This window comes from Helicobacter sp. MIT 99-5507 (assembly GCF_003364295.1).
In the GTDB taxonomy this organism is placed as follows: domain Bacteria; phylum Campylobacterota; class Campylobacteria; order Campylobacterales; family Helicobacteraceae; genus NHYM01.
Genome location: NZ_NXLO01000004.1, coordinates 149,672 through 173,644 on the forward strand (window position 1 = coordinate 149,672; position 23,973 = coordinate 173,644).

The following is a 23,973-nucleotide window of genomic DNA, read 5'->3' on the forward strand; positions in this document are numbered from 1 at the left end:
AATCTTTAATATTTTTTACTTAAAATAAATAAAAGTTACAAAAAAAGTATATGGAGTAATATGGTTAAACACATTAATATTAAAACATTAAGCAAAAATGGCATTAATAGTGCTATTGAAACATTTATTAATGATACTGAAATTCACATCATAATTAATAATTATGTAAATATTACATTTGTATGTATTGCAAATAATCTTGATTGTCTTGTCTATGGATGTTTAAGAGATATTAATAGAGATGATATAGAGATTGTCTCAATGGAAAATAATAATATTTTTGTAAAAACAAAGCTATCTAAGGATGAAGTGCTAGATGTAATAAAACAAAAAGAAATAGTTGGGACTTGTGAGAGTATAGAAATATCAGATTCCAAGCTAGAATCTAATAAGATTGTAATTCCATTTAATAACACTAGATATAAACTAAAAAATGATATTTTGCTAAATATATGCAATGATTTTTATACAAATTTAGATGATAAAAGGATGTATTACTCTAGGATAATATCACTAGAATCTTTAGCATATATGGATTGTAATGATACAAATATAAAAACAAACATTTATAAGATTCTAGGCATGAGTGATAATACTAATTTGTTAGAATCTATTATCTTGCTTGATTGCATATTAAATACAGAAATATTACAGATTCTAATTAGGGCAAAGATCACATTTATTATTGCAAAACAGATTGAAAATTTTGCTGTGTTAAGATTGGCACAAAAATTTGGTCTTACAATTGGATATTTTAATAAAGATGAAGTAAGGATATTAAGCCACAACTCAAGGATTATATAGTTTTTTATATTCATATCTTTTTAGCTGTGTTTGATTTCCACCTAATCCACCAGAGTGGATAAATAATCTATTTTTATATTTTTTAAATAAATGCAAATTATCAGCTATTGCTTGCCACATAATACAATCATATAATAAATCAAATTCGATATTAGCTTCTAACCATTGTTTATATATTTCTAGAATTTGTCTATGTGGCTTTGCAAAGCTAATTTTTTTATTTGTAGAAATGATATTTGGGTGCATATCTTTATCATTTTCAAGATGTAAAAATTGCTCTATTAAATATTCTTTTGTGCCAACACAATTTGTAGTCCAAACATCAATATTATATTGTTTTAAAAATTTAGATAAAAACAAGCTTGAAACTCCACTACCAGATGAGTAAAACACACAAAAGTTTTCCAATTTTAATGCAAGGATATGTTTTGCTAAAATTTCTAATCCAATTTGAGATTCTTTCATTGCTCCACCTTGCGGCACAAAGAGGGCATTGTTTTCTTTTGCAAAATCTAGAGATTCTATATTTGGATTTTGTGCATATTTGATATTCATGCCATGTTGCAAGGCAAGTTTTAAATTCCCATTTGTATTATTTTTTAGATAGTTTGATAATTGTGGTGTAAAATATGTAAATTTTATATTTTTTCTATTTGCGATATATGCAAGAGAGAGCATAGCATTACTTTGATTTCCACCATAGCTTACTATGTGATTACAATTTGTATCAAATAAAAAATAAAATTTATATGCTTTGTTTCCGTTGATTTTTTCATCTATTAAGTCATCTCTTTTTATTAAAAAAGTCATATCTCTAAAGATATGAGATTCTATTTTTGTATCAAAGTTCAATTTATCTTAAAACCTAATTTTTGTAATTCTATTTTTGCTCTATCTAGCACATCACCTTGTAAATTGATTATTATATAATCATCAATAGATTCTATATTTCCACCACAAGCTAATTTTTTCTTTAGGTAACTTAATACTTCTTTTTCATTTTCAATATAAAATGGATAAAAAGAGCTAATTAGATTATTTTGGACTTTTTTTAGCTTTGATTTTATTTTATGTAAATCTTTTGGAAGAATCTTTTTATTGGTATTATTGCAAATACATTTGCTTTTTAATTCACCACATTTTTTACATAATGTATCTATACCATCGCTAAAATCTCTCTCTAATATGAATTTCATTCTTTTAATAACTCTATTGCTTTTAGTAGGCTTAGCTCTTTCATTTGCATTCCTGAAGTCATATTTTTTAATGTGATTCCATTTGTTTTTAGCTCATCATCACCAATTACTACGACAAATTCATGTCCTTTTGCATTTGCATAAGCAAATTGTTTTTTGATTTTATTTATTTCTGGATAGACCTCTGTTTTTATCTTGCTTCTTCTAAAAGATTCTGCAATTTTATATGCATAGCTAAAATGCGTATCATTTAGGCAGATTATAAGCACTCTTGCAGAAGTTTGTTTATTGTTTTTACCATCCATTGCAGCAAGCAATCTATCAATCCCAATACTCGCACCAACCCCGCTTATTTTTTCGCTAGAAAAACTTCTTGTCAAATTATCATATCTTCCACCAGAACAAACACTTCCTAGATTTTTTTGTGCATTTAGGGTAGTCTCATAAACTATACCTGTATAATAACCAAGCCCCCTTGCAATAGAGAAATTAATCCTATAACTATCTCTATCCATTTGTAAATTTGATAGCATTTCATATAGCTTTTCTAATTCTTCAATACCAGTTTTTAAATCATCGTTCCATTCTTTTAAATATGCTATTTTGCTAAAAAATTCACTTGCATTGCCATGTTGTCTAATACTAGTGATTTCTATAATTTTTGTGGCATTATCTTTTGAAGTGATTTTTGATAGTTCAGCTATTACCTTATCTCCTCCTATTTTATCTAGCTTATCTATGATTCTTAAAACATTTGATATTTCATTATCACTTTTTATTCCAAAATATTTGCAGATTCCATTTAGAATCTTTCTATTATTTAGCCATATAGTAAATTCATCGATTTGCAAAGCTACCATTGAGGCATATATCACTTGCACGATTTCAGCATCACAAGCAACGCTATTGCTTCCAATAAAATCAAAATCACATTGTGTAAATTCTCTATATCTTCCTTTTTGTGCTCTTTCACCACGAAATACATTACCAATGGCATATCTTTTAAATGGCAAATCAATCTTTGCCCTATATTGTGATATAAATCTTGCAAGTGGCACGGTCTGATCAAATCTAAGTGCTACATCTCTTTGCCCATTATCTTTAAATCTATATAATTCTTTTTGAATCTCATCACTGCCTTGTTTTACAAGTATATCAGCATATTCTATATGTGGAGTTTCAATCGGCACAAATCCAAATGTCTCAAAAGTATGACTGACAATTGATAGTAGCTTTGATTTTGCCATAGCTTCCATTGGTAATCTATCTTTAAATCCGCTAAGTGTTCTTGGTATAATTTTATTTTGTGCATAATTTTGCATAATTAACCCTAGATTGTATAAATTGATATCAGGCGATTCTATCTATCTTTGTGTTAAAAGATTCTAAACTTGCTAAAATTAGCCTTTGAAATTCTCTTAAAGGGTGTTTTTGGAGAAAAAAGAATTAAAAATATTACTTAGATTGCCAAATTGGCTTGGTGATAGTGTGATGGTGTCACCTAGCTTTGAGATATTAAAAGAGTATTTTCCAAATGCTACATTTAGTATTGTTGGAAGTAAGGCAAGCTGTGGAATTTATAGTAGAGATTCTAGGATTAGTAATATTTATATTGATGAGACAAAAAAACAAAAAAATAGATTCTACTCCACGATGGAATTTGCAAAAAAAGTAGGTAAGCATGATATTGCAATAGCTTTTAATAATCACTTTTTTTCTGCATTATTTTTGTATGCCACAAAAAGCACTCTAAGAATAGGCTATGGTAAAAATTTTCGCTTCTTTTTATTAAATCAAAATATAAAGTTTGTTTATGGAATCCATCAAGTTTTATCATATATTAATCTAATTAGCAGAATCTGCAATAGAGAATTAATCTATCCAAATAGCAAGATTGATGAATTTATCAAACTAAAATTAATCTCACAAAATATCAAATATTTTCACAAAGACTATGCAAAAAGATATATAGGTATAAATGCAGGGGCAGCATATGGAAGTGCAAAAAGATGGGAAGAAAAATATTTTGTAGAAGTGGTGCTATATTTTTTAAAAAATGATTGCATTGTATTATTATTTGGAAATGATGATGATATAGGATTAAAAAGGATTTTAGATTCTATAAAGAAACAAGATAATAATAAGAATCTAATAAATTTAGTTGGCAAAACTGATATAAATCTACTTTGTGATTATATTTCTATACTTGATTTATTTATCACAAATGATAGCGGTCCTATGCATATTGCTGCTAGTTTTTGTGTGCCTATGATTGCAATATTTGGTCCAACAGATTCTAAAGAAACTAGCCCATGGGTCAATAATGCAAGTAATACAATTTTGCTAGATAAACATCTAGTTTGTGCGCCTTGCAAAAAGAGAGAATGTCCTCTTAGCCATCATAATTGCATGAAATTAATCACACCTGATGAGGTTATTATGCATGCAAATAAACTACTAAGATAAAGGTTTTTTATGAGTAAAGTTACAGCTGTTATAGATATAGGTTCAAACTCCGCGAGAATGGCTATTTTTAGGCGAACAAGTCGGTATGGATTCTCTCTTATTTTTGAGACAAAAAGCAAGGTTAGAATCTCTAGTGGTTGCTATGAAAATGGTGGAATCTTGCAACAAGATTCTATGAATAGGGCAGTTTGTGCTCTTCGTGATTTTGTAAAACTTGCTAAACATTATCAAGCAAAAAAGCTATTTTGCGTGGCTACAAGTGCTGTTAGAGACGCACCAAATAAAGATGAATTTATCACTTTGGTAAAAAAAGAAACAAAGATTCAAATAAAAGTTATTGATGGAAAAAAAGAAGCTTTTTTTGGTGCTGTGGCATGCTGTAATTTATTGCATAAAAAAGATGGAATAACAATTGATATTGGTGGCGGTTCTACTGAATGTGCATTGATTAAAAATGGAAAAATACAAGAATTGATATCGCTAAATATAGGCACGATTCGACTAAAAGAGTTATTTTTTGATTCTAAAAGTGATATAAAAAAACTCAAAGAATTCATCCAAAAAGAGATAGATAAAATCCCGCTTAGTTTTATTAATGACAATATTTTTGGCATAGGTGGCACGATAAGGGCATTATCAAAGATGATAATGAAAAAAGAAAAATATAAAATAAATTCAATTCATGGCTATGAATTTGACCCACGAAATTATTTTGATTTTTTCAAAAATATTTATAGCAGTGATATAAAAAAGCTAAAAGATTTCAATGTCCCGATTGAACGAGAAGACAATATTCGCGGTGGAGCGCTTATTTTTTCTATGTTGCTTGAGAGGTTTAATTCAAAGCTTGTTATTACAAGTGGTGTAGGTGTGCGTGAAGGTGTATTTTTAAGTGATTTATTGAGAAGACAAAATTATATTTTTCCAAATGGCATAAATCCATCATATAGAAGTGTGCTAGATAGATTTATGATAGAAGAAAAAGCGCAAAATAGTGTTAAGAAAAATTCTTTAAAATTATTCAATGCATTAAATGATATTCATAATATTGATAAAAAATATTTATTTCATTTAGAGACTGCTGCTTCTCTTACAAAGATTGGCAATTATCTTGGATTTTATGCAGCTCACGAACATGGAGCATATTTTCTGCTTAATGCACTAAGCTATGGATATAGTCATATTGATAGGGCTATTATTAGTTTGCTTGTAAAATATAGTAGCAAAAAGATTCCAAAAGATGATGAAATCGTGCATTTAGATAAATACATGCCAGATATTAGAATCTTGCAGTGGCTTAGCTTTATTTTAAGTATTAGCGAAGTGCTAAGTCTAATAAATGCTACATTTGATTTCAAATTTAAAAATAATATACTTTATATTTCTAGCAATGATGATTTTTATGTAATTAAAGAAAAAATACATTCATTGCATAAGCCAGATGATATAAATATAGAGTTTATGAATACATGAGAATAGCAATCATTAGACTTAGCTCACTTGGTGATATAATAAGCACAGCAGTATTTTTAAAGCTAATAAAAGAAGAATTTAGCAAGAAATTTGGCAGCATAAATATCACTTTTATAGTAGATTCTGCTTTTAAAGAAATATTGCAAAATTCTCCATATATTGATGAAATATGCGATATTCCACTTCGTGCAAGTAAGATTGATAAAAGATTGATATTATCTATTTTTTCAAAATTAAAATCACTGCAAAAATTTGACTTAGTCATTGATTTTCAAGGATTGTTAAAATCAGCACTCATTGGAAAAATACTAAAGAAAGATAAATTTGTAGGATACTCAAAAAATAGTGCAAGAGAAAAAATCGCAAGCTTTTTTTATACAAAAAAGATAGAAATCGCCTATAGCGAGCATATTTTAAAGCGTCAATATGAGATATTAAAAACTATATTAAATTTGGATTGTGCTTTTAGCTTTGAATTATTAAATAATTCAAAAGATGTTTTAGTTCCTTCAAGTGCTGCAAAAACCAAGATTGAGAATATAGTAGAATCTAAAAATACAAATATTTTATTTATTTTAGAAGCATCAAAGAGGGAAAAACAATATCCACTTTCTTTGTTTTATGAAGTTGCAATGGGATTAAAAGATAGGATTGATAATCTAGCAATATATCTTATTTGGGATAAACAAGAGCAAGAAATAAAAGAGCTTGGCGCAAAAGATAGCATATTTCGCGTGCTTGATAGATTGAATCTTGATGAGATAAAAGCACTTTTATCAAAGATGCATTTAATAATTGGTGGCGATACAGGTATCACTCATCTAGCTTGGGCGCTAAATATTCCTGCAATCACACTCTATGGCAATACACCACTAAAGCGATTTGAACTTTGTGGAGATAGATATATTTCAATTTCACATTTAAATACTACTAGAATCTTAAAGGGTGATTTTTCTATCAATAAAATAGAACCAAAAAAGATAGTAGAATCCGCTATATTGCTATTGGAGAAAAAGTGAAGATTACTGATTGTTTTATATATATATTTGCTAATGTTAGCGGATTTTTGCTCTCGCTTATGAGTGATAAGATATTTTATTTCAATGTCACATGTCTAGCTTTTATTTTTAAGATTCTAGATAAAAGACGCAAATATGATTGCCTTAATAACCTTACATTTGCATACAATGATACACTAGATTCTAGAAGTAAAAAAGAGATTTTAAATCGTAGCTATGAGAATTTTGCTTTTGTATTATTAAATAGTCTTAGGCTTTTATTTATGAAAAAAGATAAATATTTGCAAAAATTTAGAGTGCATAATATTGAAGTGATAGAAGAAGCACAAAAAAATGGCAATTTTATAGTATTAACCGCACATTATGGCGATTGGGAAGGGACTGCTAGATTTATTGCATCAAGATTTAAGGATATAAAGCTAAGTGTCGTAGGTAGGCTTACAAATTTTCAATCTATTAATAATTTGATGGAGAAATCAAGGCAGAATTTTGGCTCTGCATTTTTAGATAAAAAGGGCGTAAGTAAGCATTTAGTAAAGCTTCTATCAAAGCCAAATAATGCTATAGGGCTTGTAATAGACCAACATATTTCTGTAAATGAAGGAATTTGGGTTAAATTCTTTGGCAAAGATGTTACGCATAGTCCTATTGCTTCTATTTTGTCTAGAAAATATGATATTCCAATATTATTTGTGCATATGACATTAAGCAAAGATTATAGCCATTATGATATTTATTTTAATTTTTTGACAAATGCAATAAAAAGCGAAAATAGCAAAGATGATATAGCCAAGATGACGCAAATGCAAGCTAGCTTTACAGAGAAAATAATAAGGCAAAAAAAAGATGAGTGGTTTTGGTTTCACAAGCGATTTAAGGCAAAATATGATTATATTTATAAGCAAAAACCAACAGAATCTATAAAATAGATTCTAAGATTTTGACTTTTGTCATTTTAAATAAGATTCTCATCGTCATTACTAAAGAAACTTCGCCACTAGCGTCTCGTTTTGCAAGCAACGCAGTTGTGAATTTGAGGGATTCTGGCTTCATCGTCATTGCGAGCGTAAGCGAAGCAATCTATTTTGTAATTCTTTATGTGTTTTTTGGATTTCTTCGTCGGCTTCGCCTCCTCGCAATGACGAGAGGGAGCGATGGAATTTTCATAATGACGAGAGGGAGCGAAGCAATCCACAAATTTAACTTTATTTTTAAAGATTCTCTTTTTTAGAATCTCTTAGTTTTACTTAATTCCACTTAGATTTTTTGTGCTTTCTTTTTGCAAGGGGGACAAGGGGGGGGGCTTGAATTAGCAAGCTAGCTCCCTTTCCCCTTGCACCCCCAAACCCCCTAGAAGGTGCGTTCCGCACACCAATTCCATTTATTTGTTATGATTCAATAGTTTTTATCTCAGATTCTGTGAGATTGTAGAGTTTATAGACTAGAGAATCTATGTGAGATTCTAGCTCTTTGGTGTCTGTGGCTTTGTTTGTAGAATCTATCATATAGCTAATTCCTTGCATTTTTATATCCCTTTAATTTGGCACTATGGAGTTTTTTCTAATCGTTTTTATAAAAGAAAACAAAACAAAACCAAATACTATAGTGTAGATTCCGCCAAGAGTGCTTAGCGGGTCTAAAAGTGCTCTTTTGTCTGTGAAGATTCCCATTGCTGGTATGAGAATCTTGGGTGAGACAAGTAGGATACCAATCACAACAACATACGATACGACTATAAACAATCTCCTTAGGCTTTTCACACTTATTAGATAAACCAAAATGCCCAACAAATAAAAAGCTAGTATTAAAAAATCACAGGCGATTGTGTATAGAGTATGAGTCTTTATAAAGGATTGGATATGTGCGTCATAAATCTCTTTTACCATATAGAGATGAGACAATATCGGTTTATATCCCAAGCAATAGTCAAAGCCTACAATCACTCCCAAACCCATTAAACCAAAAAGCCCTATGACTAGCATTAGCGAATGAAAGCTTTGTAAAATATCTGTGTGATGGTCGCAAAGTTTGTAATAAAACCATAATTGCAATTTATCTACTTTGTCTCTTAGTGTTTTATTTTCTTTAGAATCTAGCTCGACTTCTTTGCTATAAAGCTCATATTTATGAAAATTTGAAGCGTCTAGTAAATTATTATCTTTTATCAAAGCACTTTTAAAACCCCTAAATGAATCTCTAAAGTCGTTTGCAAAATGTGCTAGGGGCTTTTGATATTTTTCTGTGTCTTTAGATGCTTTAGTAAAAAAGCTTATTAAGTATTTAAAAAATCTTTTTATATAACCCAAATTTTCCTTATTTTCCGAAGTAATATGATTATAGGTTTCATATTCTTCCCTGATTTTCTTATCCAAACTTTTAAAATCAAAATTAAGATTTGTATTTACTGCATTAAGACTTCCTTTAAATTGTGCTTGTGAGAAATTAGGGACTTTTTTAAACTTCACTCCATAAAAATTGGCTGTTTTTTCAAACTCACATTGACTAAAATCTACAGAATCTTGAAAAGTGGAGTTATTAAAAATGGCATTTTCTTTAAATTTTCCATGAATAGTAAGCGGTTTTTCAAATGTGCAATAACTCATTTGAAAACTATCTAAACATTCTCTAAAGCTTAAAGTTATTTTTCCTTTAAACTCGCATTGTATGAAACAAAGTTTTTTTAGATTTTCTATAAAATGAGTATTCAAGTTTTCGCACTGAAACACACAATTCATAAATAATAAAGGATATTTTCTAAACAAAATTGATAAATCACAACAAGATATGGGACACATATCTTGTTCTTGGAGATCTTTACTATCTTGTTGATTTTCATCATATGGTTGTATTTTTGGCTTGGGCATTATGCAAAATGTATTAGAGTGATACTGAATAGAAAAATATTCACCCAAAATAGCCTGAATCTCTTTTGTTCCAATAAACTCGTAAGTAATTTCTTTAATTCTTGCTAACATTTCATTAAATGTTGTCAATGAAAATTGCATCATTCCTTGATATATCGACTTAACCTTGTTAGAAACTTCATAAATACATTTAGATTTATCTAAAAAAGTATCAAGATTTTCAACTTCCTTACTTACTTTATCCCAAATCTCTTGTTCTTGCTCTTTGGTAAGATGTTTCATTATTTTCCCTCTATGATTTTTATTTCAGATTCTGTGAGATTGTAGAGTTTATAGACTAGGGAATCAATTTCAGATTCTAGTTTGCTTGTGTCGGTTGTGGAATCTTTTGCCTTAAGTTTTAGAATCTCATCAACTAAAGCAATGATTTGATTCACGATTGTTTGGTTTGCTTTGGTGGTTTTTGGGATAGGGAGTTTTAAAAGATTATTTGTTTTTAACTCACCTTCAATACCGCCTCCCATATAAAATTCACGCATAAGAAAATATACAAAAGAAGAGTTTAAAAACCCTGTAAGATATTTCATATCACATTCTTTGCCTGTAATGAGATTTGCGGGAGCTGGAGCAAAAAAGCCTTTTTCCTCATACACAAAACAAGATTTATTTGCCATTATGCAAGGATAAAGAATCTTACCTTGATATGCAACTTGAGATTCCATTGTAAAATTGTAAGTGAAATCATAAAATTGCGTATATAAACGATAAAGATTCTCAATTATTTCTGTTCTCTCTCTCTCTCTCTCTCTTGTTGATAATTCAGATTCAATTAAGTTTATCTCCTTTTCATTCAATCCATAGGCTTGATAAATCAAGGAATCAAGGCGAGATTCTAAAGCTTTTGTATTGCTTTTATGCTGTGATTTTTTGTTATATTGAGGGCTTTTGCCCGAAATATCTCTCTTGGATTTTATATGATTAGATTCTTCAGCTTGCAAGCAAGCTTCAGAATGACAAGAACAAGAATTGTTAGATTCTAAAATCTCATTTGCAAGACTTTCAATCTCTTTTAAAAATGTAGAATCTATTTTATGAGTTTCTACCACAGGTAGTTTTTCTACAAAGATTTTGCTCATAGAAAATCCACTTGCTCCAAGAGTGCTACAAATTTGTTTTAAATACCAAAATATGGTTTTTGAAGTAAGGACAGCATTAAGATATGTTAAGTTTTCACCCTTTATCATAAAAGCTGTTTTATCTAAAAAATATCCCATTTTATCAAGCATAAAATTCACATTTTGCGTTGTTTCAGGATAAATAATTTTTCCCTCATACCGATAGTTTGGCACTTGAAGCCCACCACAGAATTTAAAGGCTTCTTTTAACTCTAATTCAAAATTTTTACAAAGCGACTTCACTAAAACAATAAGTTGCGATTCCACACAGGCAAGGAGCAGGTAAGCTAAACTATATTTTGCCCCCCCCCGCACAATAATATTTATTTCTTTGTCATCTAATCCATAAAGGGAGAAAACCATAGAATCTAGCTTAGTTTCTAAACTTTCAAGTAAATCCTTTGTTGTAGGATTTTCTTTTTTGCATTGAATCATCGCATTTACAATTTTGCTAAATTCTGCTTCTTGGCTTTGAGTAATTTTAGGGATTGGGAGATTTTCGATTTTATCTTTTGCGCCATAAGCATATTTTCCCTCATCAATAAGATTTGTCATTTGAGTAATGAGAAAGCGGTAAAGCGTAGAATTCATAAGCCCTAAAACAAAGAGCAAAAACTCCTCTTTGTTTTGCTTGTGAGTTATCATAAAAAGTGAGTTATTAAAATACATTACTTCTTTTAAGTAACTAAAAAAATATTCTCCACTTACGGGATTCCATACGATTTTGGGTTTGGCAAATTCTTGATAATATGCAATGTTATCCTGCGTTTCAAACCATTTGTTGCTTGTTTTCTTTCTGCAACCTTTTTCACCACTTTGTGCTATGCGTGGCATAAAAGATTCTAAATAGCTTTTTACTGCTGGATACTCATCAATATCAAGTTTTAAGGCTGGAAAAGTGCCTATTATCCACAATCCCGCCCACTCATAACTATACCTCTTAATATCTCTCCCACGCAAAATAGGCTTAATAAGCTCCTTTGTCCTTGCTCTCTCCTCCTCATTAGCACACGCATTTAAAATCTCCTCACGCTTTTTAGTATCTATAATAAAGGCTTCATTGTAGCCTGTTTTGATACCATAATTTATATTTATATCCCAATCCTTTAGCGGTGTGCCGATTTTTTCAATCTTGGCTTTTAAGGCTGCAATTTCTGGGCTTGTGAAAATAAAGGAATCCGTGCTTAGGGAATCTTGGGGGATTTGAGTAAGCTCTAAGCTCTCCTCTAAAGGCTTGTTTTCTTTGGGATTATAATCCTTTGGGTTTGCATAGTTTAAGCTGTGGCTTGCATTAGCTTTTGCCTTATGAAATTCTAAAATACTCGTATCCACCGTGGCAGATTCAAAAACTTTCACACCATTGAAATCAAGATAGGTATTTATTTGCGTATTTTTAAGCAAAAATTCTCTCAAAGGCTCACCATAAGCAGCCCTGCACCATTTATTAGAAGTGATGAAGCTCAAGATTCCATTGTCTTTAAGAATCTTAAACCCAAGTTCGTAGAAGTAGGTATAAATATCACTCGTGCCTTTGTAAATGCTAAAGGCTTTTTGCAAATGAGGTTTTAACTCTTTAATCTCCTCTTGTCGGATATAGGGTGGATTCCCAATCACCAAATCAAAGCCTAGAAAGTCTCCATTAGAATCTAGCACTTCAGGGAATGCGAAACGCCATTCAAGTGGATTGTTGCTTTCAAGGTTAAAAAGTTCATTATAGGAATTTTGCAAAATTTGAAATTCTTTTTTCGCTTCGTTTTCATCAAAATCCTCTATAAACATTCGCTGTGGAACATAAAGGCTTAAATTTTTGTCCTCTTTTGCAAGAAAATTTCCATATTTTTTAGAATACTCCTCACATTTTGTCTCAAAATCCTTAGTTTGCTTTTTGAATTTATCCTTAAAGCAAAAGTTTCTAAAAGCTTGTAGTAAATCTTTGATTTTTCTATCTATTTGTGCTTTATTATCATAGAATCCCTCTTTATAGTTTTGCACGATTTGCTTGTATTCTTTCATTTTTGTTGCGATATTTGGATAGTGAGAAAGACTTGAGTTCATATCAAAGTAAGAAATAAGGCTATTCCCACACTTAATATTTATATCAATATTTGGCAGAGTTTGGAGCTTATGGATTTTAGAATCTTTATCTTTAGAAAAGTTAAGATAATAAGCGTTTTTAAGTAGCTCTATCCAAAGGCGTAGCCTTGCGATATTACACGAATTGGGATTAATATCCACGCCAAAGAGATTATTTTCAATAATAGATTTTTTAAGTTCAAAAAGTTCCTTTTGGATTTGGTGATTAGAATCTTCTAGCCTCTTGTAAGCAAACTTTTCACCCTCTTTGGTAATAAGGTGGATTTCATCGTCTTTAATTTGCAAATCTTTATACCCAAATCCCAAAAGCCCTAATTTGTGATAAATCGCAATCATTTCGTTTAAGGCAGAGACGAGAAAATGTCCGCTACCCACGCTTGGATCGCAGATTCTAATACTTTCTAAAAGCCGCTTAGCTTGGGATTCCACACGCCCAAAGTCCCTATCAATTTGCTTGCGTAAGGATCCTAAATCTTTTGCACTCCAACTAAAATCTGTATTGAATCTCTCTAACACAATTTTTTGCAAACTTTCCTTACACATATAGGAGGTAATGAAGTTTGGGGTATAGAAACTGCCCTCTTGATAGCCATTGAGCTTTTCAAACATCGCACCAAGCACACTTGAATTAATCAGTTTATTGCTTATGTTAGAATCGTGGTTTTTGCCAAAGTCAAAACATTCTAAGAAATCGAAGAGATAGGCAAGAAAACGGACAGATTCTCTTTTTTTGTATTCTGTTTGCGTAGTAGCAAAGGGCAAAATCTCTAAAGCATCATCAAGTGTGCTTAAGTCGCAAATTTCTTTTTCATCTCGGATAAAAAGTGAGGAGTTGAGGTAAGGCAGGAAGTTAAAGCCTTTATCTGACTTTCGCTCCTTATAATCCTTTGCCAAAACTTCAAAAAAGAGATGAGCCAAAATGCTAAAACTCGTGATTTTTGCAGAGGTTAAGAATCGCAAGTTTTTATCAAAATCATTGAAATGCAGCAAGTTTGCTTCAATGAGTTTCAAAAACAAAATGCGATTGAGCCACACGATAATATGGCTCATCGTGGTTTCAAAATCACTTGGTTTATTGTCGTTTTTTAGCCTGTCGGTGATATGTTTTGCAAAACTGCTTTTTTGTGTCTGGTCTATTTGAATAAGAATCTTGCCCCTAGTCTCTATTTCTTTTAAGCCCAAAATATGCAAAAGCTCATAGTAAAATTTGGGATTAAGTGCGTTGGGGTCTCTTTTGTATTCGTGGTGCAAGAAATCTCTATTTAGAATCTTGTGTGCGGTATTTAGGTGTTTGTCGTTGCGCAAGTCAAAATGTAAGCCTTTAAGCGCAATGTTAAATAAATCGCCCTCCCTGTTTTCCACGAGGTATTCCTCCAAAATGGGCTTTAATTCCCTATAAAAATCCTCTTGGGTTTTAATGTTTGAATTTTGCGGCGATTCTAAATCTTTATAGAGTTTTTTAATTTTGCTGTTATCATAAAAATACCGCTTAAACTCTCCTGCTTCAAAGAGATAGAATTGATAAAAGTCCGTAATAATGATAAATTGAATGTTTGTATTACGATTTAAGCCATTCTCGCGCTCCCTAAAATAATACAAAATGCACTCGTGCAATGCCTTGCAATTGGGGTTGCTTTCGCTCAACATTTCGGTTCTGTTTTCGGGCTTTTTTGTTTCAATAATGATTTCCACATTGCTATCTTTAAGTAACGCTAAATCAATTTCGCTATTACCTTTTTGTTTAAAAGCCGCTTGAGCGTGGAATCCTAACCCTCGCAAAAAGGGTGCAAGAACATTTGCAACAAGGGCTTTTTCATTTTGCTCTTTGTCTTTCTCAAGGGATTCCAAATATTTCGTAACTTTTTCTTTAAACTCCTCTAGCCCAAATACTTTAGAATCCGCATAATCCTTATTATGAGATTCTAAAAATTCTTTTAAAGGAATGGATTTAAAACTTAGAGACATTTTTATCCTTTTGTAGCTATTCAAATGTAATCTACTTATTGTTGGTTAAGAGAGTTAAAATTTCAAATTAATGCTTATAATACTTATTGAAAATGGCTTATTATAGCATTATTTGTGTAGCAAAATTATCTAAAAAGGTTATAAAAATAATTAGGCTTCCTTAAAACCTAATTATTTTTGGTTTTCATAGAGCTTTTTTCTATATCTATATAAAATTGAGCAATTTTGCCATAGGCTGCTTCCCAAGCCTTAAGCACTTCATCATTAGGGTTTAAAAGATTTTTAATAGCTTTTAAAAGGCATTCCCCAACAAGCGGATAATGCTCTTCTTTTACATTTAAACTTATATGAGTCTTAGCAACTTTCTCTACAAACTCTCTTGTATTCTCTAAATTTTCTATATTTTTAGCTGCCATTAATATGGCTAACGCTAAAGCCCTTGGCTGCTCACCAGATACTTGTTTGCCCTCATTAAACATTGGCTTTACTTTAGGATAGCTCTCAAATAATACCCTATAAAATTCTTTGGTTAAATCCTCACCATTTTTTTGCAAAATTGGCACACATTCTTTAATAATTACAATCTGTTCTTTTGTCATTTTTACCCTTTATATTGAAAGTTTAAAAAGATATTTTACATTACTAAAGGGCAATAACTAAAGGGCAATAAATTATTGATGTAGGTTAATTTTTAAGGTTAATGCAACAACTACTTCATTCTTTCATAGCAATAAATGTAGCAAAATTTACCCATTTAAAGAGGGTTTCTACATTCTTAAAACCGCAATCTCTTAGCATTTTTTTATCTTCTCTCTCACTATAAGGGACAAGGACATTCTCTAAAGCCTCTCTTTTTTAGTAATTTCAAATTCACTATAGCCTTGTTTCTTTTTGTTTTGTAAATAATAATCAATCATTGCAAAATCTAATCGTTTATCCTCACAAATAACTTTCTCTGAAAAGATAAAAAATCCTCCAGAAAAATTATAAAATTTTTACATAATTTCATTAAAATAACAATTCTCAAACATTTATTAAGGTGGAACTTTTGCAAGAGATAGATTATTATGAAATACTAGAGATTACCAAAACAAGCGATAAAGAGACTATAAAAAAAGCATATAGAAAATTAGCTCTTAAATATCACCCAGATAGAAATGCCGATGATAAAGGTGCTGAAGAAAAATTTAAGCTTATAAATGAAGCATATCAAGTTTTAAGCGATGATAATAGAAGAGAAATATATGATAAATATGGCAAAGCAGGACTTGAAAATAGTGGATTTAGCGGATTTAGTGATAGGGATTTTGGTGATGTATTTGGAGATTTAGGCTCGATATTTGAGAGTGTATTTGGTCAAGGATTTAGCAAGAGAAGCAAAAGAAGTGAATTTGAAGATGATATTGCATTAGAATTAAATTTGAGTTTTAAAGAGGCAGTTTTTGGCTGTAAAAAAGAGATAAAAAATAAATATAAAAAATATTGTAAAACTTGTAATGGAAGTGGGGCAAAAAGCAAAGAAAGATGCAAATATTGTAATGGAGAGGGTAGAGTTTATAGTAGAAATGGTTTTATGACTTTTAGTCAAACTTGTTCGCATTGTGCAGGAAGTGGAGAGTTGATAAAAGACAAATGCACTAATTGCAGCGGCAAAAAATATGAAGTAATAGAAGAAAAATTTAGCATTGATATACCAGAGGGAATTGATACAAATAATAGGATTAGGGCTTCATCTCATGGAAATGAATTACCAAATGGAAAAAGAGGTGATTTGTATATCATAATAAATGTAGAAGATGATGAGCATTTTATTCGTGATGGAAGCGATGTATATATAGAAATACCTGTATTTTTTACAAATATCATTCTTGGTGGTGTAATAAAAGTGCCATCTTTACGCGGTGAATTGGAATTAAAAGTGCCACAAAATGCAAAAGATAAAGAAAGATTTATATTTAAAAATGAGGGAATAAAAGAGCTAAATAGCTCACAAAAAGGTAGATTTATAGTGCAAATCAAGATTACTTATCCACAAGATAAGCTTACAATGGAGCAAAAAAAGCTAGTAGAGCAGCTACATAAATCTTTTGGACAGACAAGTGAGCCGCATAAAACGATATTTGATAATTGTATAGCAAAAATAAGAGAATGGCTTAATTAGAAATAAAATAAGATTTTATTATATAAGGTTGGAATATAATAAGTTTAGCTATTAAGGAGTGATTATGAGTGCGATTGATAAATGGAATCTAGAATCTTTATTTAAAAATCAAAATGATTTAGATGGTTTTGTAAAAAAATTACAAACACAAGCTACTTCATTTGAAAAAAAATATAGTGGCAAGCTATCTAATAGCGATGATTTTGAGGAGGTTATTGGAGAGTATGAGAGTTTGCTAGAGGGCATAGGTAGGATTATGACTTATGCTTTTTTGCTTTTTGCAAAAGATTCTAGCAATGGTGCTTATTATGCAAAATACGAGCTTATAGCAAACAAGATTCAAGATTCTTTGATTTTCTTTGAGATTGAGCTAACAAATCTTGATTCAAAAATTATAGATAATGCTATAAAATCAAGCAAAAAATATAAATATTTTTTAGAAAAATTAATAGAACAAAAAAAATATTTATTAAGCAAAGAAGAAGAAAAGATTCTCCTAAAAGTCTCACCTATTGGGAAAGAAGCTTTTAGCAGGCTATTTGATGAATATATGAGTTCTTTGAAGTTTAAATTTGATGATAAGATAATAAGCGAGGAAGAGATATTATCAAAATTGCATGTTGATAATAGAGATATTAGAAAAGCAGCACAAAAAGAGCTTACAAAAAGATTAGATAAATCATCACATATTTTAAAATATATTATAAATATCGTGCGAAAAGATTTGAGAATAAAAATGGATTTAAGAGGCTATGAAAAGCCAGAATCTTTTCGTCATATCGATAATCAAATAAGCCAAAAAAGTGTTGATAGCATGATTGATATCGTGGTAAAAAACTTTCCATTAGTGCATAAATACTACAAGATAAAATCTAAGATTCTAGGGATTAAAAAGCTAAAAGATTATGATAGATATGCTCCAATTAATATAGGCACAAAAGAAGCAACTTTTCCTTATGAAAAAGCAAAAAAAATGGTAATAGAATCTTATACGGATTTTTCTCCTAAATTTGGTAAAATCGTGCAAGATGCTTTTAAAGATGGCTGGGTAGATTCTCATCCTATAAAAAACAAAAGAAGTGGGGCATTTTCACATGGTGCTACGCCTCATGCTCACCCATATGTATTATTAAATCATACAGATGGAAGAAGGGATGTATTTACTATCGCACATGAATTTGGACATGCAATTCATCAAGAATTATCAAAAAGCGTTGGATATTTAAATATGGATACGCCTCTTACTACGGCAGAAACTGCATCTGTATTTGGTGAAATGCTTTTATTTGATAAGATGAAAAAAGAGCTAAAAGGAAAAGAACTACTAAGCCTTTATGCAGGTAAAATTGAAGATATATTTTCTACTTTATTTCGCCAAGTAGTTATGACAAATTTTGAGCGAGAGATTCACAAAAGAGATGGTGAGTTGCAAGTAAGCGATTTGAATGAAATTTGGTTTAATGAGAATAAAAAAATGTTTGAAGATTCTCTATTTTTAAGTGATAATTATAAATTATGGTGGAGTTATATTCCACATTTTATTCACTCTCCATTTTATTGCTATGCTTATAGTTATGGTCAGTTATTGTCACTTACTTTATTTGGATTATATAAAAGTGGAAATAAGGATTTTGTAAAAAAATATACAGAATTTTTATCTTGTGGTGGGTCAAAAACTCCAAGTGAGCTTGTAGGAATCTTTGGCTTTGATATAGAAGATGATAAATTTTGGGAATATGGTATTAATGAGGTTAAAAAGATTCTAGATGAATTTAGCAAAATCGCTAAAAAAAATTAATAAAAAAGGATGATAGTGAAGCTTGATATTGATGTTTTTAGATTTGATTGTCAAATCGACTATAATGAATATTATCAAAATATAAAAGTTGATATTGATGAAAATCTAAGATTACAAGAGTTGCTAGAAGAAATATCAAAAAAATTAGATAATTTTTCATATGATAGTGCTTCATTTGGGTTTAGGATTAATGATATTGTCGTATTTAGCAATATTAAAATTAATGATTTGGTTACTAGATTTGGCAAAAAGCTTCTTTTTAGTCCAATTTCAATTAAATATGCAAAAAAAGATTTACTAATTAATAAAGATGCTATCTTTGCAAGATATAAACCAATGCTAGATAAACTAACATTTTTAAGTGAAGAATCTAAGCTAGAGTTTAAAAAATATATTTTACTTAGCCTTATAAGCCCGCTTGATTTTGATGATTATATCGGTGATGGATACTGCTTGTATATAAAATGTATGATGATTCATTATAAAGATTATGCAGATAAATTATTAGATAGTATTTCTAATTTTGATGGTGTTTTAAATAGCATGAGTGTAAAATATATGATTTACCCACCTGATGGCTCTATTGATAATGATATAGAAGGATTGCAGAAAATGTTATTAGAAAAAGGAAAATCTAATAATGTTTTTTTGAATAAAATAATAAAAGAAGTAGAATCTTCATATAAAAAATTATCCAAACAGGGGCTATAATGAGCAAATACTTAGTATATCATAGTTATGAGAATTTATCTCTTTTAGATTCTGCTGCTGCTTTATTAGATGAGCTAGGTATTTCATTTGTAACATCTAATGATTTTAATTATTATGGCGGATATTATGGGAGACTTATTAATGAGGATAAGTTTTTTTTAGCAAATGCTTTAAGCATCGCCAAAGCATCAAGTCATAATGCAGATTTGCTTGTGCTAGAAGAAGATGCATTTTGTAATCTAATCTTAGCCAAGAGAGAAATAGAAGAGAATTCATCGCTTTTTACTACTATTGAAAATGCACTATCAAAACATAATCTAAAATACAATTCCAATACAAAAGTGGTTTTTGTAAATGATTTATTGATGCAGAATCTAGATTCTATAAAGGCTAAGATAAAGCTACCTTTTAGTGATTTTCGTGCAAGTGTATTTCATTCAAGTAGAAATATGAGTGATATTGCTTCTAGTAAGCTTTTTGAAATACTAGATTTAAAAATATTATATGATGATAGAAATGCCTATTTTCAATATGAGATATTTAATCCAGATTTAGCATATAAATATAGTGCAAGAGGTTTGGAGATGGCATTTGATTTGGGTAGTGATTTTGTTATCTCTAATTCAATAGGAGTATTTAGTATTTTTGATAAAAGAAGAAATAAGATAAGCAAAGTAATAAATAGAGATTTTTTAAATTTACCAGTGCTATTTTTGCCACAAGTTTTATTACTCTCTTTTGGTATCAAGGATGACACAAAGCTAGGACTTAGATATCATAAAGTGCCAGTGGATTTTGTATGATATTTTTAAAAGCTTTGATTGCCTTAGTATTAGCTTTAGTTTGGTATTTTATTGATGGCAATTTGGAGTTTGCTGTTATTTTATTTATATTTTTATTTGTTGTGTTATTATTTCAACCAAGAAAAACAAAGTCAATACAAGAGCAAGATTTTTTTAAAGATAAGATAAATAGAGCAAATGAGCGTAAAATCCATATAGAAGAGCAAAGACTACAAGAACAAAAAGATGCAAATAAACAAAAACATTTAAAGGAGATTTAATATTTTATGGAAATATTATTATTAATTATTGCTGGTGTTGTTTTATATTATTTATACAATGGATTCCAAGATTATATGAAGAATCCATATAAAATAGAAGACAAAGAGCAGTATAAAAAAGAATATAATATTGATGATACACCATATATGCCAGAAACAGAGCAAGATAGGATTAAAAAAACAGAATACGGAATCCTTACTATGATATTAAAATGCATTGCTAGTGCAGATGGAAAGATATGCAAATTAGAACAAGAATTACTTAAAGATATGCTAGATGATATTGCAAATGAGCTTAGTGATTATAAAGATGCAAGAGTGATATTGCAAGAGATTTTTGATAATAATGATGAGAATCTAGATGATTTAGCAAGTAAGTTTGCTAACCTCACTAAAGGCGAATATAAAAAACGTTTAAAAGTTATCGAGTTTTTATTTGCTATGGCTTATGCAGATGAGCATTTAGATGATAGTGAGAGAGAAAAAATCATTGATGTAGCTGCTATATTTGAGCTAAATAATGATGATTTTAATAGATTATATGATGATTTTGAAAATGAATATAGCCACAATATCGAAATAAGCAAAGAGAAAGCTTTGGAGATTCTAGGATTAGATGAAAATTATACAAAAGATGATTTGGAAAATGCTTATAGCAATAAAATCAAAGAAAACAAACAAAATGTATTATTAAATAAAAATCTAAATAAAAATTTTAATAACACATCAACAAAGATTCTCCGTGATATTGATAGTGCCTATAAAATATTATTACTAAAATTCAATCAAGATTGATATGAAATGCTCTCATTGCCATCTAGAATATGAGAAAAGCGCGCTTTTTTGCGTAAATATTGATGGCAATGATGAATATTTTTGTTGCAAAGGTTGCGAGGGGATTTTTAGAATCTTACAAGAAAATAATCTTACTTCTTTTTATGATAAATTAGCAGATACAAAGCTTTCTCCACCGATTGATTATAATGATGATTTAGCTCGTTTTGATAGTGATGTATTTTTTAAAAAATATATAAAAGAATTAGATAAAGATACCCTAGAAGTATCACTAATTATTACCAAAATCCACTGCATTGCTTGTGTTTGGCTAAATCAAAAAGTATTAAATAATACAGATGGCATTATAGATATTTCTATTAATTATACAAACAACAAAGCAAAAATTATTTATGATAAAAATAAAATCACACTAAGCAAGATAATTACAATCATTCGCTCTATTGGCTATGATGCGACTATATATGATCCAAAAATGCTAGAAACACTAAATTTAAAAGAGAGAAAAGATTATTATACACGAATGATTGTTGGAATCTTTTGTGTTATGAATATTATGTGGATTGCAATAGCACAATATTTGGGATATTTTCTAGGTATTGATAGTGATATAAGAGATATTTTAAACATAGCTGGATTCTTATTATCTACGCCTGCATTGTTTTATAGTGGTTGGATTTTTTTTCGTGGTGGATATTATGGGCTAAAAAATGGATTTATTAATATGGATCTTTTAATTAGTGCAGGTTCTACTCTCACATATTTATATTCTATTTATGCTGCAATAACGCGTAGTGGTGAGACATATTTTGAATCTGTTGCAATGATTATTACTTTTATTTTGATTGGTAAATTCCTAGAAGTTCGTAGCAGGAAAAGTGCTGGCGATAAAATAGATAGTCTTTTTGATGAGATTCCAAGTTTTATAAATATAAAAAAAGATGGCAATATCATATCAATTAGCCCAGAAGAAGTTCAAATTGGTGATATTATTTGCGTTGCCCCAGGTCAAAAAATAATTATTGATGGAATCTTGCTTAGCAAAAAAGCATTGCTAGATTCTTCTATGCTTACAGGTGAGAGTATGTTTGTAAAAAAAGAAGAACATGATGAAATCTTATCTGGTAGTATAAATTTGGATTATCACATAGAATACAAAGCCCAAAAGAGTATGCAAGATTCTACGATGAATAGTATCATCAATCTAATAAAAGATTCTATTGATAAAAAGCCAGATATTCAAAATAAAGCAAATTCTATTTCATATGTTTTTAGCACCTTTGTTTTATCTATCGCTTTTATTACATTTATTTTATGGTGGTATTTTGTAGGGATTGATAAAGCTATTATTGTTAGTGTTTCAGTCATTATTATTGCTTGTCCTTGTGCGTTAGCTCTAGCCACACCAATTGCTACTATTGTAGGTATTACAGAGACTTATAAATATAAATTACTTTTTAAAGAAGCAAGAATCTTAGAGAGTTTTGCTAAGGTAAATACAATAATCTTTGATAAAACAGGCACGCTTACTTTTGGCACTCCAAAGGTTGTAAATCTAGAAATATTTGATGAATTTAATCATGGACTTTTAGCATATTTTGTTCGTCTTAATAATCACCCAATAAGCAAAGGTGTATTTGAGTATTTAAATGATGATTCTATATTTGTTTTAGATGATTTTAGATTGATAGAGCAAAAGGGCATACAAGCAAAACATGATGGAAATATTTTGCTTGGCGGAAGCGCTGCTTTTATGCAAGAACATGGGATAAAATGTGAAGAATCTGCAGATTTTTATATGAGTTTTTATTATGCAATAAATGATAAATTAGTTGCGCGATTTAGTCTTGAAGACAAACTAAAAGATAATGCAAAAGATGTGATAGATTATTTTAAAGCAAATGGTTTTAAAGTAGTGCTTTTAAGCGGTGATAGAAAAAGTGTTGTTTGTAAAATTGCTAAAAATCTTGGAATATCACAATATTATTATGAACAAAGTCCAAAAGATAAAAGTGATTTTATAGATTTATTGCATAAAGATGGCTATAAAAATGCCTTTGTAGGCGATGGTATAAATGATGCAATTGCATTAAATAAAAGTGATATAGCAATAAGTATGTGGAATGGAAGTGATATAGCAATACAATCTAGCGATATAGTTTTACTTGATGATAAGCTAAATAGCCTGATTTTGGCACATAAACTAGCATTAAAAACTTATAGCACTATAAAACAAAATATCGCAATAAGTATCATTTATAATTTACTTACAATTCCTCTTGCTTGCTTTGGATTTATCATCCCGCTTTTTGCAGCACTTTCTATGAGCTTTAGCTCTATTTTAGTTACTCTCAATTCACTAAAGATTTCAAAAACAAAACTATAACTT

At 29.8% G+C, this 23,973-nt stretch carries 20 protein-coding genes and 1 pseudogene; 12 read left to right on the top strand and 9 right to left on the bottom strand.

What is annotated here, in order from left to right:
- Nucleotides 1–60: 60 nt before the first annotated feature.
- Nucleotides 61–804, top strand: a complete 744-nt coding sequence (locus tag CQA42_RS07540) for a hypothetical protein (RefSeq protein ID WP_115584084.1) — start codon at nt 61–63, stop codon at nt 802–804.
- Here the strand turns inward: CQA42_RS07540 and CQA42_RS07545 are convergent.
- From CQA42_RS07545 to hisS, 3 genes are read right to left on the bottom strand one after another with little or no spacing between them, the layout of a single operon-like run.
- Entirely contained in the window at nt 790–1,656 is an 867-nt protein-coding gene (locus CQA42_RS07545; protein WP_115584085.1) for a 1-aminocyclopropane-1-carboxylate deaminase/D-cysteine desulfhydrase, read from the bottom strand. The two genes, CQA42_RS07540 and CQA42_RS07545, sit on opposite strands and share 15 nt — an antisense overlap.
- The gene (locus CQA42_RS07550) at nt 1,653–2,000 is read right to left on the bottom strand and encodes a hypothetical protein (protein WP_115584086.1); all 348 of its coding nucleotides are present in this window, start codon (nt 1,998–2,000) and stop codon (nt 1,653–1,655) included. The genes CQA42_RS07545 and CQA42_RS07550 overlap by 4 nt, the downstream gene beginning before the upstream one ends.
- Nucleotides 1,997–3,322: a histidine--tRNA ligase gene (gene hisS / locus CQA42_RS07555; RefSeq protein WP_115584087.1), complete on the bottom strand. Its 1,326-nt coding sequence runs from the start codon at nt 3,320–3,322 to the stop codon at nt 1,997–1,999. The genes CQA42_RS07550 and hisS overlap by 4 nt, the downstream gene beginning before the upstream one ends.
- Nucleotides 3,323–3,431: 109 nt before the next feature.
- Here hisS and waaF point away from each other — a divergent pair, with 109 nt between their 5' ends.
- Genes waaF through CQA42_RS07575 form a run of 4 tightly spaced genes read left to right on the top strand, consistent with a single transcriptional unit; the run spans nt 3,432 to nt 7,887 of the window.
- Nucleotides 3,432–4,466, top strand: coding sequence for a lipopolysaccharide heptosyltransferase II (waaF, locus tag CQA42_RS07560; RefSeq protein ID WP_258865600.1), 1,035 nt, complete (start codon nt 3,432–3,434; stop codon nt 4,464–4,466).
- A 9-nt stretch (nt 4,467–4,475) separates the two neighbouring features.
- The gene (locus tag CQA42_RS07565; protein WP_115584088.1) at nt 4,476–5,939 is read left to right on the top strand and encodes a Ppx/GppA phosphatase family protein; all 1,464 of its coding nucleotides are present in this window, start codon (nt 4,476–4,478) and stop codon (nt 5,937–5,939) included.
- On the top strand, nt 5,936–6,958 hold the full coding sequence (waaC, locus tag CQA42_RS07570) for a lipopolysaccharide heptosyltransferase I (protein WP_115584089.1): 1,023 nt from the start codon (nt 5,936–5,938) through the stop codon (nt 6,956–6,958). Before CQA42_RS07565 ends, waaC begins: the two co-directional genes overlap by 4 nt.
- The gene (locus CQA42_RS07575; protein ID WP_181881526.1) at nt 6,955–7,887 is read left to right on the top strand and encodes a lipid A biosynthesis lauroyl acyltransferase; all 933 of its coding nucleotides are present in this window, start codon (nt 6,955–6,957) and stop codon (nt 7,885–7,887) included. The genes waaC and CQA42_RS07575 overlap by 4 nt, the downstream gene beginning before the upstream one ends.
- Here the strand turns inward: CQA42_RS07575 and CQA42_RS08495 are convergent.
- The 6 genes and pseudogenes from CQA42_RS08495 to CQA42_RS08505 all read right to left on the bottom strand — a co-directional run.
- On the bottom strand, nt 7,877–8,011 hold the full coding sequence (locus CQA42_RS08495) for a hypothetical protein (RefSeq protein WP_258865601.1): 135 nt from the start codon (nt 8,009–8,011) through the stop codon (nt 7,877–7,879). The two genes, CQA42_RS07575 and CQA42_RS08495, sit on opposite strands and share 11 nt — an antisense overlap.
- Before the next feature lie 335 nt (nt 8,012–8,346).
- Nucleotides 8,347–8,481, bottom strand: a complete 135-nt coding sequence (locus CQA42_RS08500) for a hypothetical protein (protein ID WP_258865602.1) — start codon at nt 8,479–8,481, stop codon at nt 8,347–8,349.
- Between the two features lie 12 nt (nt 8,482–8,493).
- Nucleotides 8,494–10,104 carry a pentapeptide repeat-containing protein gene (locus CQA42_RS07580; protein WP_115584091.1) on the bottom strand — a complete coding sequence of 537 codons (1,611 nt, stop codon included), beginning with the start codon at nt 10,102–10,104 and terminating at the stop codon, nt 8,494–8,496.
- Complete coding sequence (locus tag CQA42_RS07590) at nt 10,104–15,056, bottom strand: Eco57I restriction-modification methylase domain-containing protein (protein WP_181881527.1); 4,953 nt, start codon at nt 15,054–15,056, stop codon at nt 10,104–10,106. Before CQA42_RS07590 ends, CQA42_RS07580 begins: the two co-directional genes overlap by 1 nt.
- A 167-nt stretch (nt 15,057–15,223) precedes the next feature.
- Nucleotides 15,224–15,655 (bottom strand): single-domain globin Cgb, encoded by a 432-nt coding sequence (gene cgb / locus CQA42_RS07595; protein WP_115584092.1) that lies wholly within the window; start codon nt 15,653–15,655, stop codon nt 15,224–15,226.
- A gap of 115 nt (nt 15,656–15,770) precedes the next feature.
- Nucleotides 15,771–16,030 (bottom strand): annotated as a pseudogene (locus CQA42_RS08505) (tRNA (cmo5U34)-methyltransferase); the annotation flags it as partial.
- Nucleotides 16,031–16,104: 74 nt separating this feature from the next.
- Between CQA42_RS08505 and dnaJ the strand changes: the two are divergent.
- The 7 genes from dnaJ to CQA42_RS07635 all read left to right on the top strand — a co-directional run bounded on the left by dnaJ (nt 16,105) and on the right by CQA42_RS07635 (nt 23,970).
- Nucleotides 16,105–17,217: a molecular chaperone DnaJ gene (dnaJ, locus tag CQA42_RS07605; protein ID WP_115584093.1), complete on the top strand. Its 1,113-nt coding sequence runs from the start codon at nt 16,105–16,107 to the stop codon at nt 17,215–17,217.
- 64 nt (nt 17,218–17,281) lie between these two features.
- Nucleotides 17,282–19,015 carry a M3 family oligoendopeptidase gene (locus CQA42_RS07610; RefSeq protein ID WP_115584094.1) on the top strand — a complete coding sequence of 578 codons (1,734 nt, stop codon included), beginning with the start codon at nt 17,282–17,284 and terminating at the stop codon, nt 19,013–19,015.
- 15 nt (nt 19,016–19,030) lie between these two features.
- Nucleotides 19,031–19,726, top strand: coding sequence for a DUF5644 domain-containing protein (locus tag CQA42_RS07615; protein ID WP_115584095.1), 696 nt, complete (start codon nt 19,031–19,033; stop codon nt 19,724–19,726).
- Nucleotides 19,726–20,529 carry a hypothetical protein gene (locus CQA42_RS07620; protein ID WP_115584096.1) on the top strand — a complete coding sequence of 268 codons (804 nt, stop codon included), beginning with the start codon at nt 19,726–19,728 and terminating at the stop codon, nt 20,527–20,529. The genes CQA42_RS07615 and CQA42_RS07620 overlap by 1 nt, the downstream gene beginning before the upstream one ends.
- The gene (locus CQA42_RS07625; RefSeq protein ID WP_115584097.1) at nt 20,526–20,789 is read left to right on the top strand and encodes an FUSC family protein; all 264 of its coding nucleotides are present in this window, start codon (nt 20,526–20,528) and stop codon (nt 20,787–20,789) included. The genes CQA42_RS07620 and CQA42_RS07625 overlap by 4 nt, the downstream gene beginning before the upstream one ends.
- A gap of 6 nt (nt 20,790–20,795) precedes the next feature.
- Nucleotides 20,796–21,584: a TerB family tellurite resistance protein gene (locus CQA42_RS07630; RefSeq protein ID WP_115584098.1), complete on the top strand. Its 789-nt coding sequence runs from the start codon at nt 20,796–20,798 to the stop codon at nt 21,582–21,584.
- A 1-nt stretch (nt 21,585) separates the two neighbouring features.
- Complete coding sequence (locus CQA42_RS07635) at nt 21,586–23,970, top strand: heavy metal translocating P-type ATPase (protein ID WP_115584099.1); 2,385 nt, start codon at nt 21,586–21,588, stop codon at nt 23,968–23,970.
- Nucleotides 23,971–23,973: the final 3 nt, after the last annotated feature.

Bases quoted from the DNA above. Each gene is read 5' to 3' on its own strand.
- CQA42_RS07630 (WP_115584098.1), top strand. From the start codon at position 20,796: ATGGAAATATTATTATTAATTATTGCTGGTGTTGTTTTATATTATTTA.
- CQA42_RS07635 (WP_115584099.1), top strand. From the start codon at position 21,586: ATGAAATGCTCTCATTGCCATCTAGAATATGAGAAAAGCGCGCTTTTT.
- cgb (WP_115584092.1), bottom strand. From the start codon at position 15,655: ATGACAAAAGAACAGATTGTAATTATTAAAGAATGTGTGCCAATTTTG.
- CQA42_RS07625 (WP_115584097.1), top strand. From the start codon at position 20,526: ATGATATTTTTAAAAGCTTTGATTGCCTTAGTATTAGCTTTAGTTTGG.
- CQA42_RS07550 (WP_115584086.1), bottom strand. From the start codon at position 2,000: ATGAAATTCATATTAGAGAGAGATTTTAGCGATGGTATAGATACATTA.
- hisS (WP_115584087.1), bottom strand. From the start codon at position 3,322: ATGCAAAATTATGCACAAAATAAAATTATACCAAGAACACTTAGCGGA.
- CQA42_RS08500 (WP_258865602.1), bottom strand. From the start codon at position 8,481: ATGCAAGGAATTAGCTATATGATAGATTCTACAAACAAAGCCACAGAC.
- waaC (WP_115584089.1), top strand. From the start codon at position 5,936: ATGAGAATAGCAATCATTAGACTTAGCTCACTTGGTGATATAATAAGC.
- CQA42_RS07540 (WP_115584084.1), top strand. From the start codon at position 61: ATGGTTAAACACATTAATATTAAAACATTAAGCAAAAATGGCATTAAT.
- CQA42_RS07610 (WP_115584094.1), top strand. From the start codon at position 17,282: ATGAGTGCGATTGATAAATGGAATCTAGAATCTTTATTTAAAAATCAA.
- CQA42_RS07620 (WP_115584096.1), top strand. From the start codon at position 19,726: ATGAGCAAATACTTAGTATATCATAGTTATGAGAATTTATCTCTTTTA.
- CQA42_RS07580 (WP_115584091.1), bottom strand. From the start codon at position 10,104: ATGAAACATCTTACCAAAGAGCAAGAACAAGAGATTTGGGATAAAGTA.
- CQA42_RS07590 (WP_181881527.1), bottom strand. From the start codon at position 15,056: ATGTCTCTAAGTTTTAAATCCATTCCTTTAAAAGAATTTTTAGAATCT.
- CQA42_RS08495 (WP_258865601.1), bottom strand. From the start codon at position 8,011: ATGAAGCCAGAATCCCTCAAATTCACAACTGCGTTGCTTGCAAAACGA.
- CQA42_RS07565 (WP_115584088.1), top strand. From the start codon at position 4,476: ATGAGTAAAGTTACAGCTGTTATAGATATAGGTTCAAACTCCGCGAGA.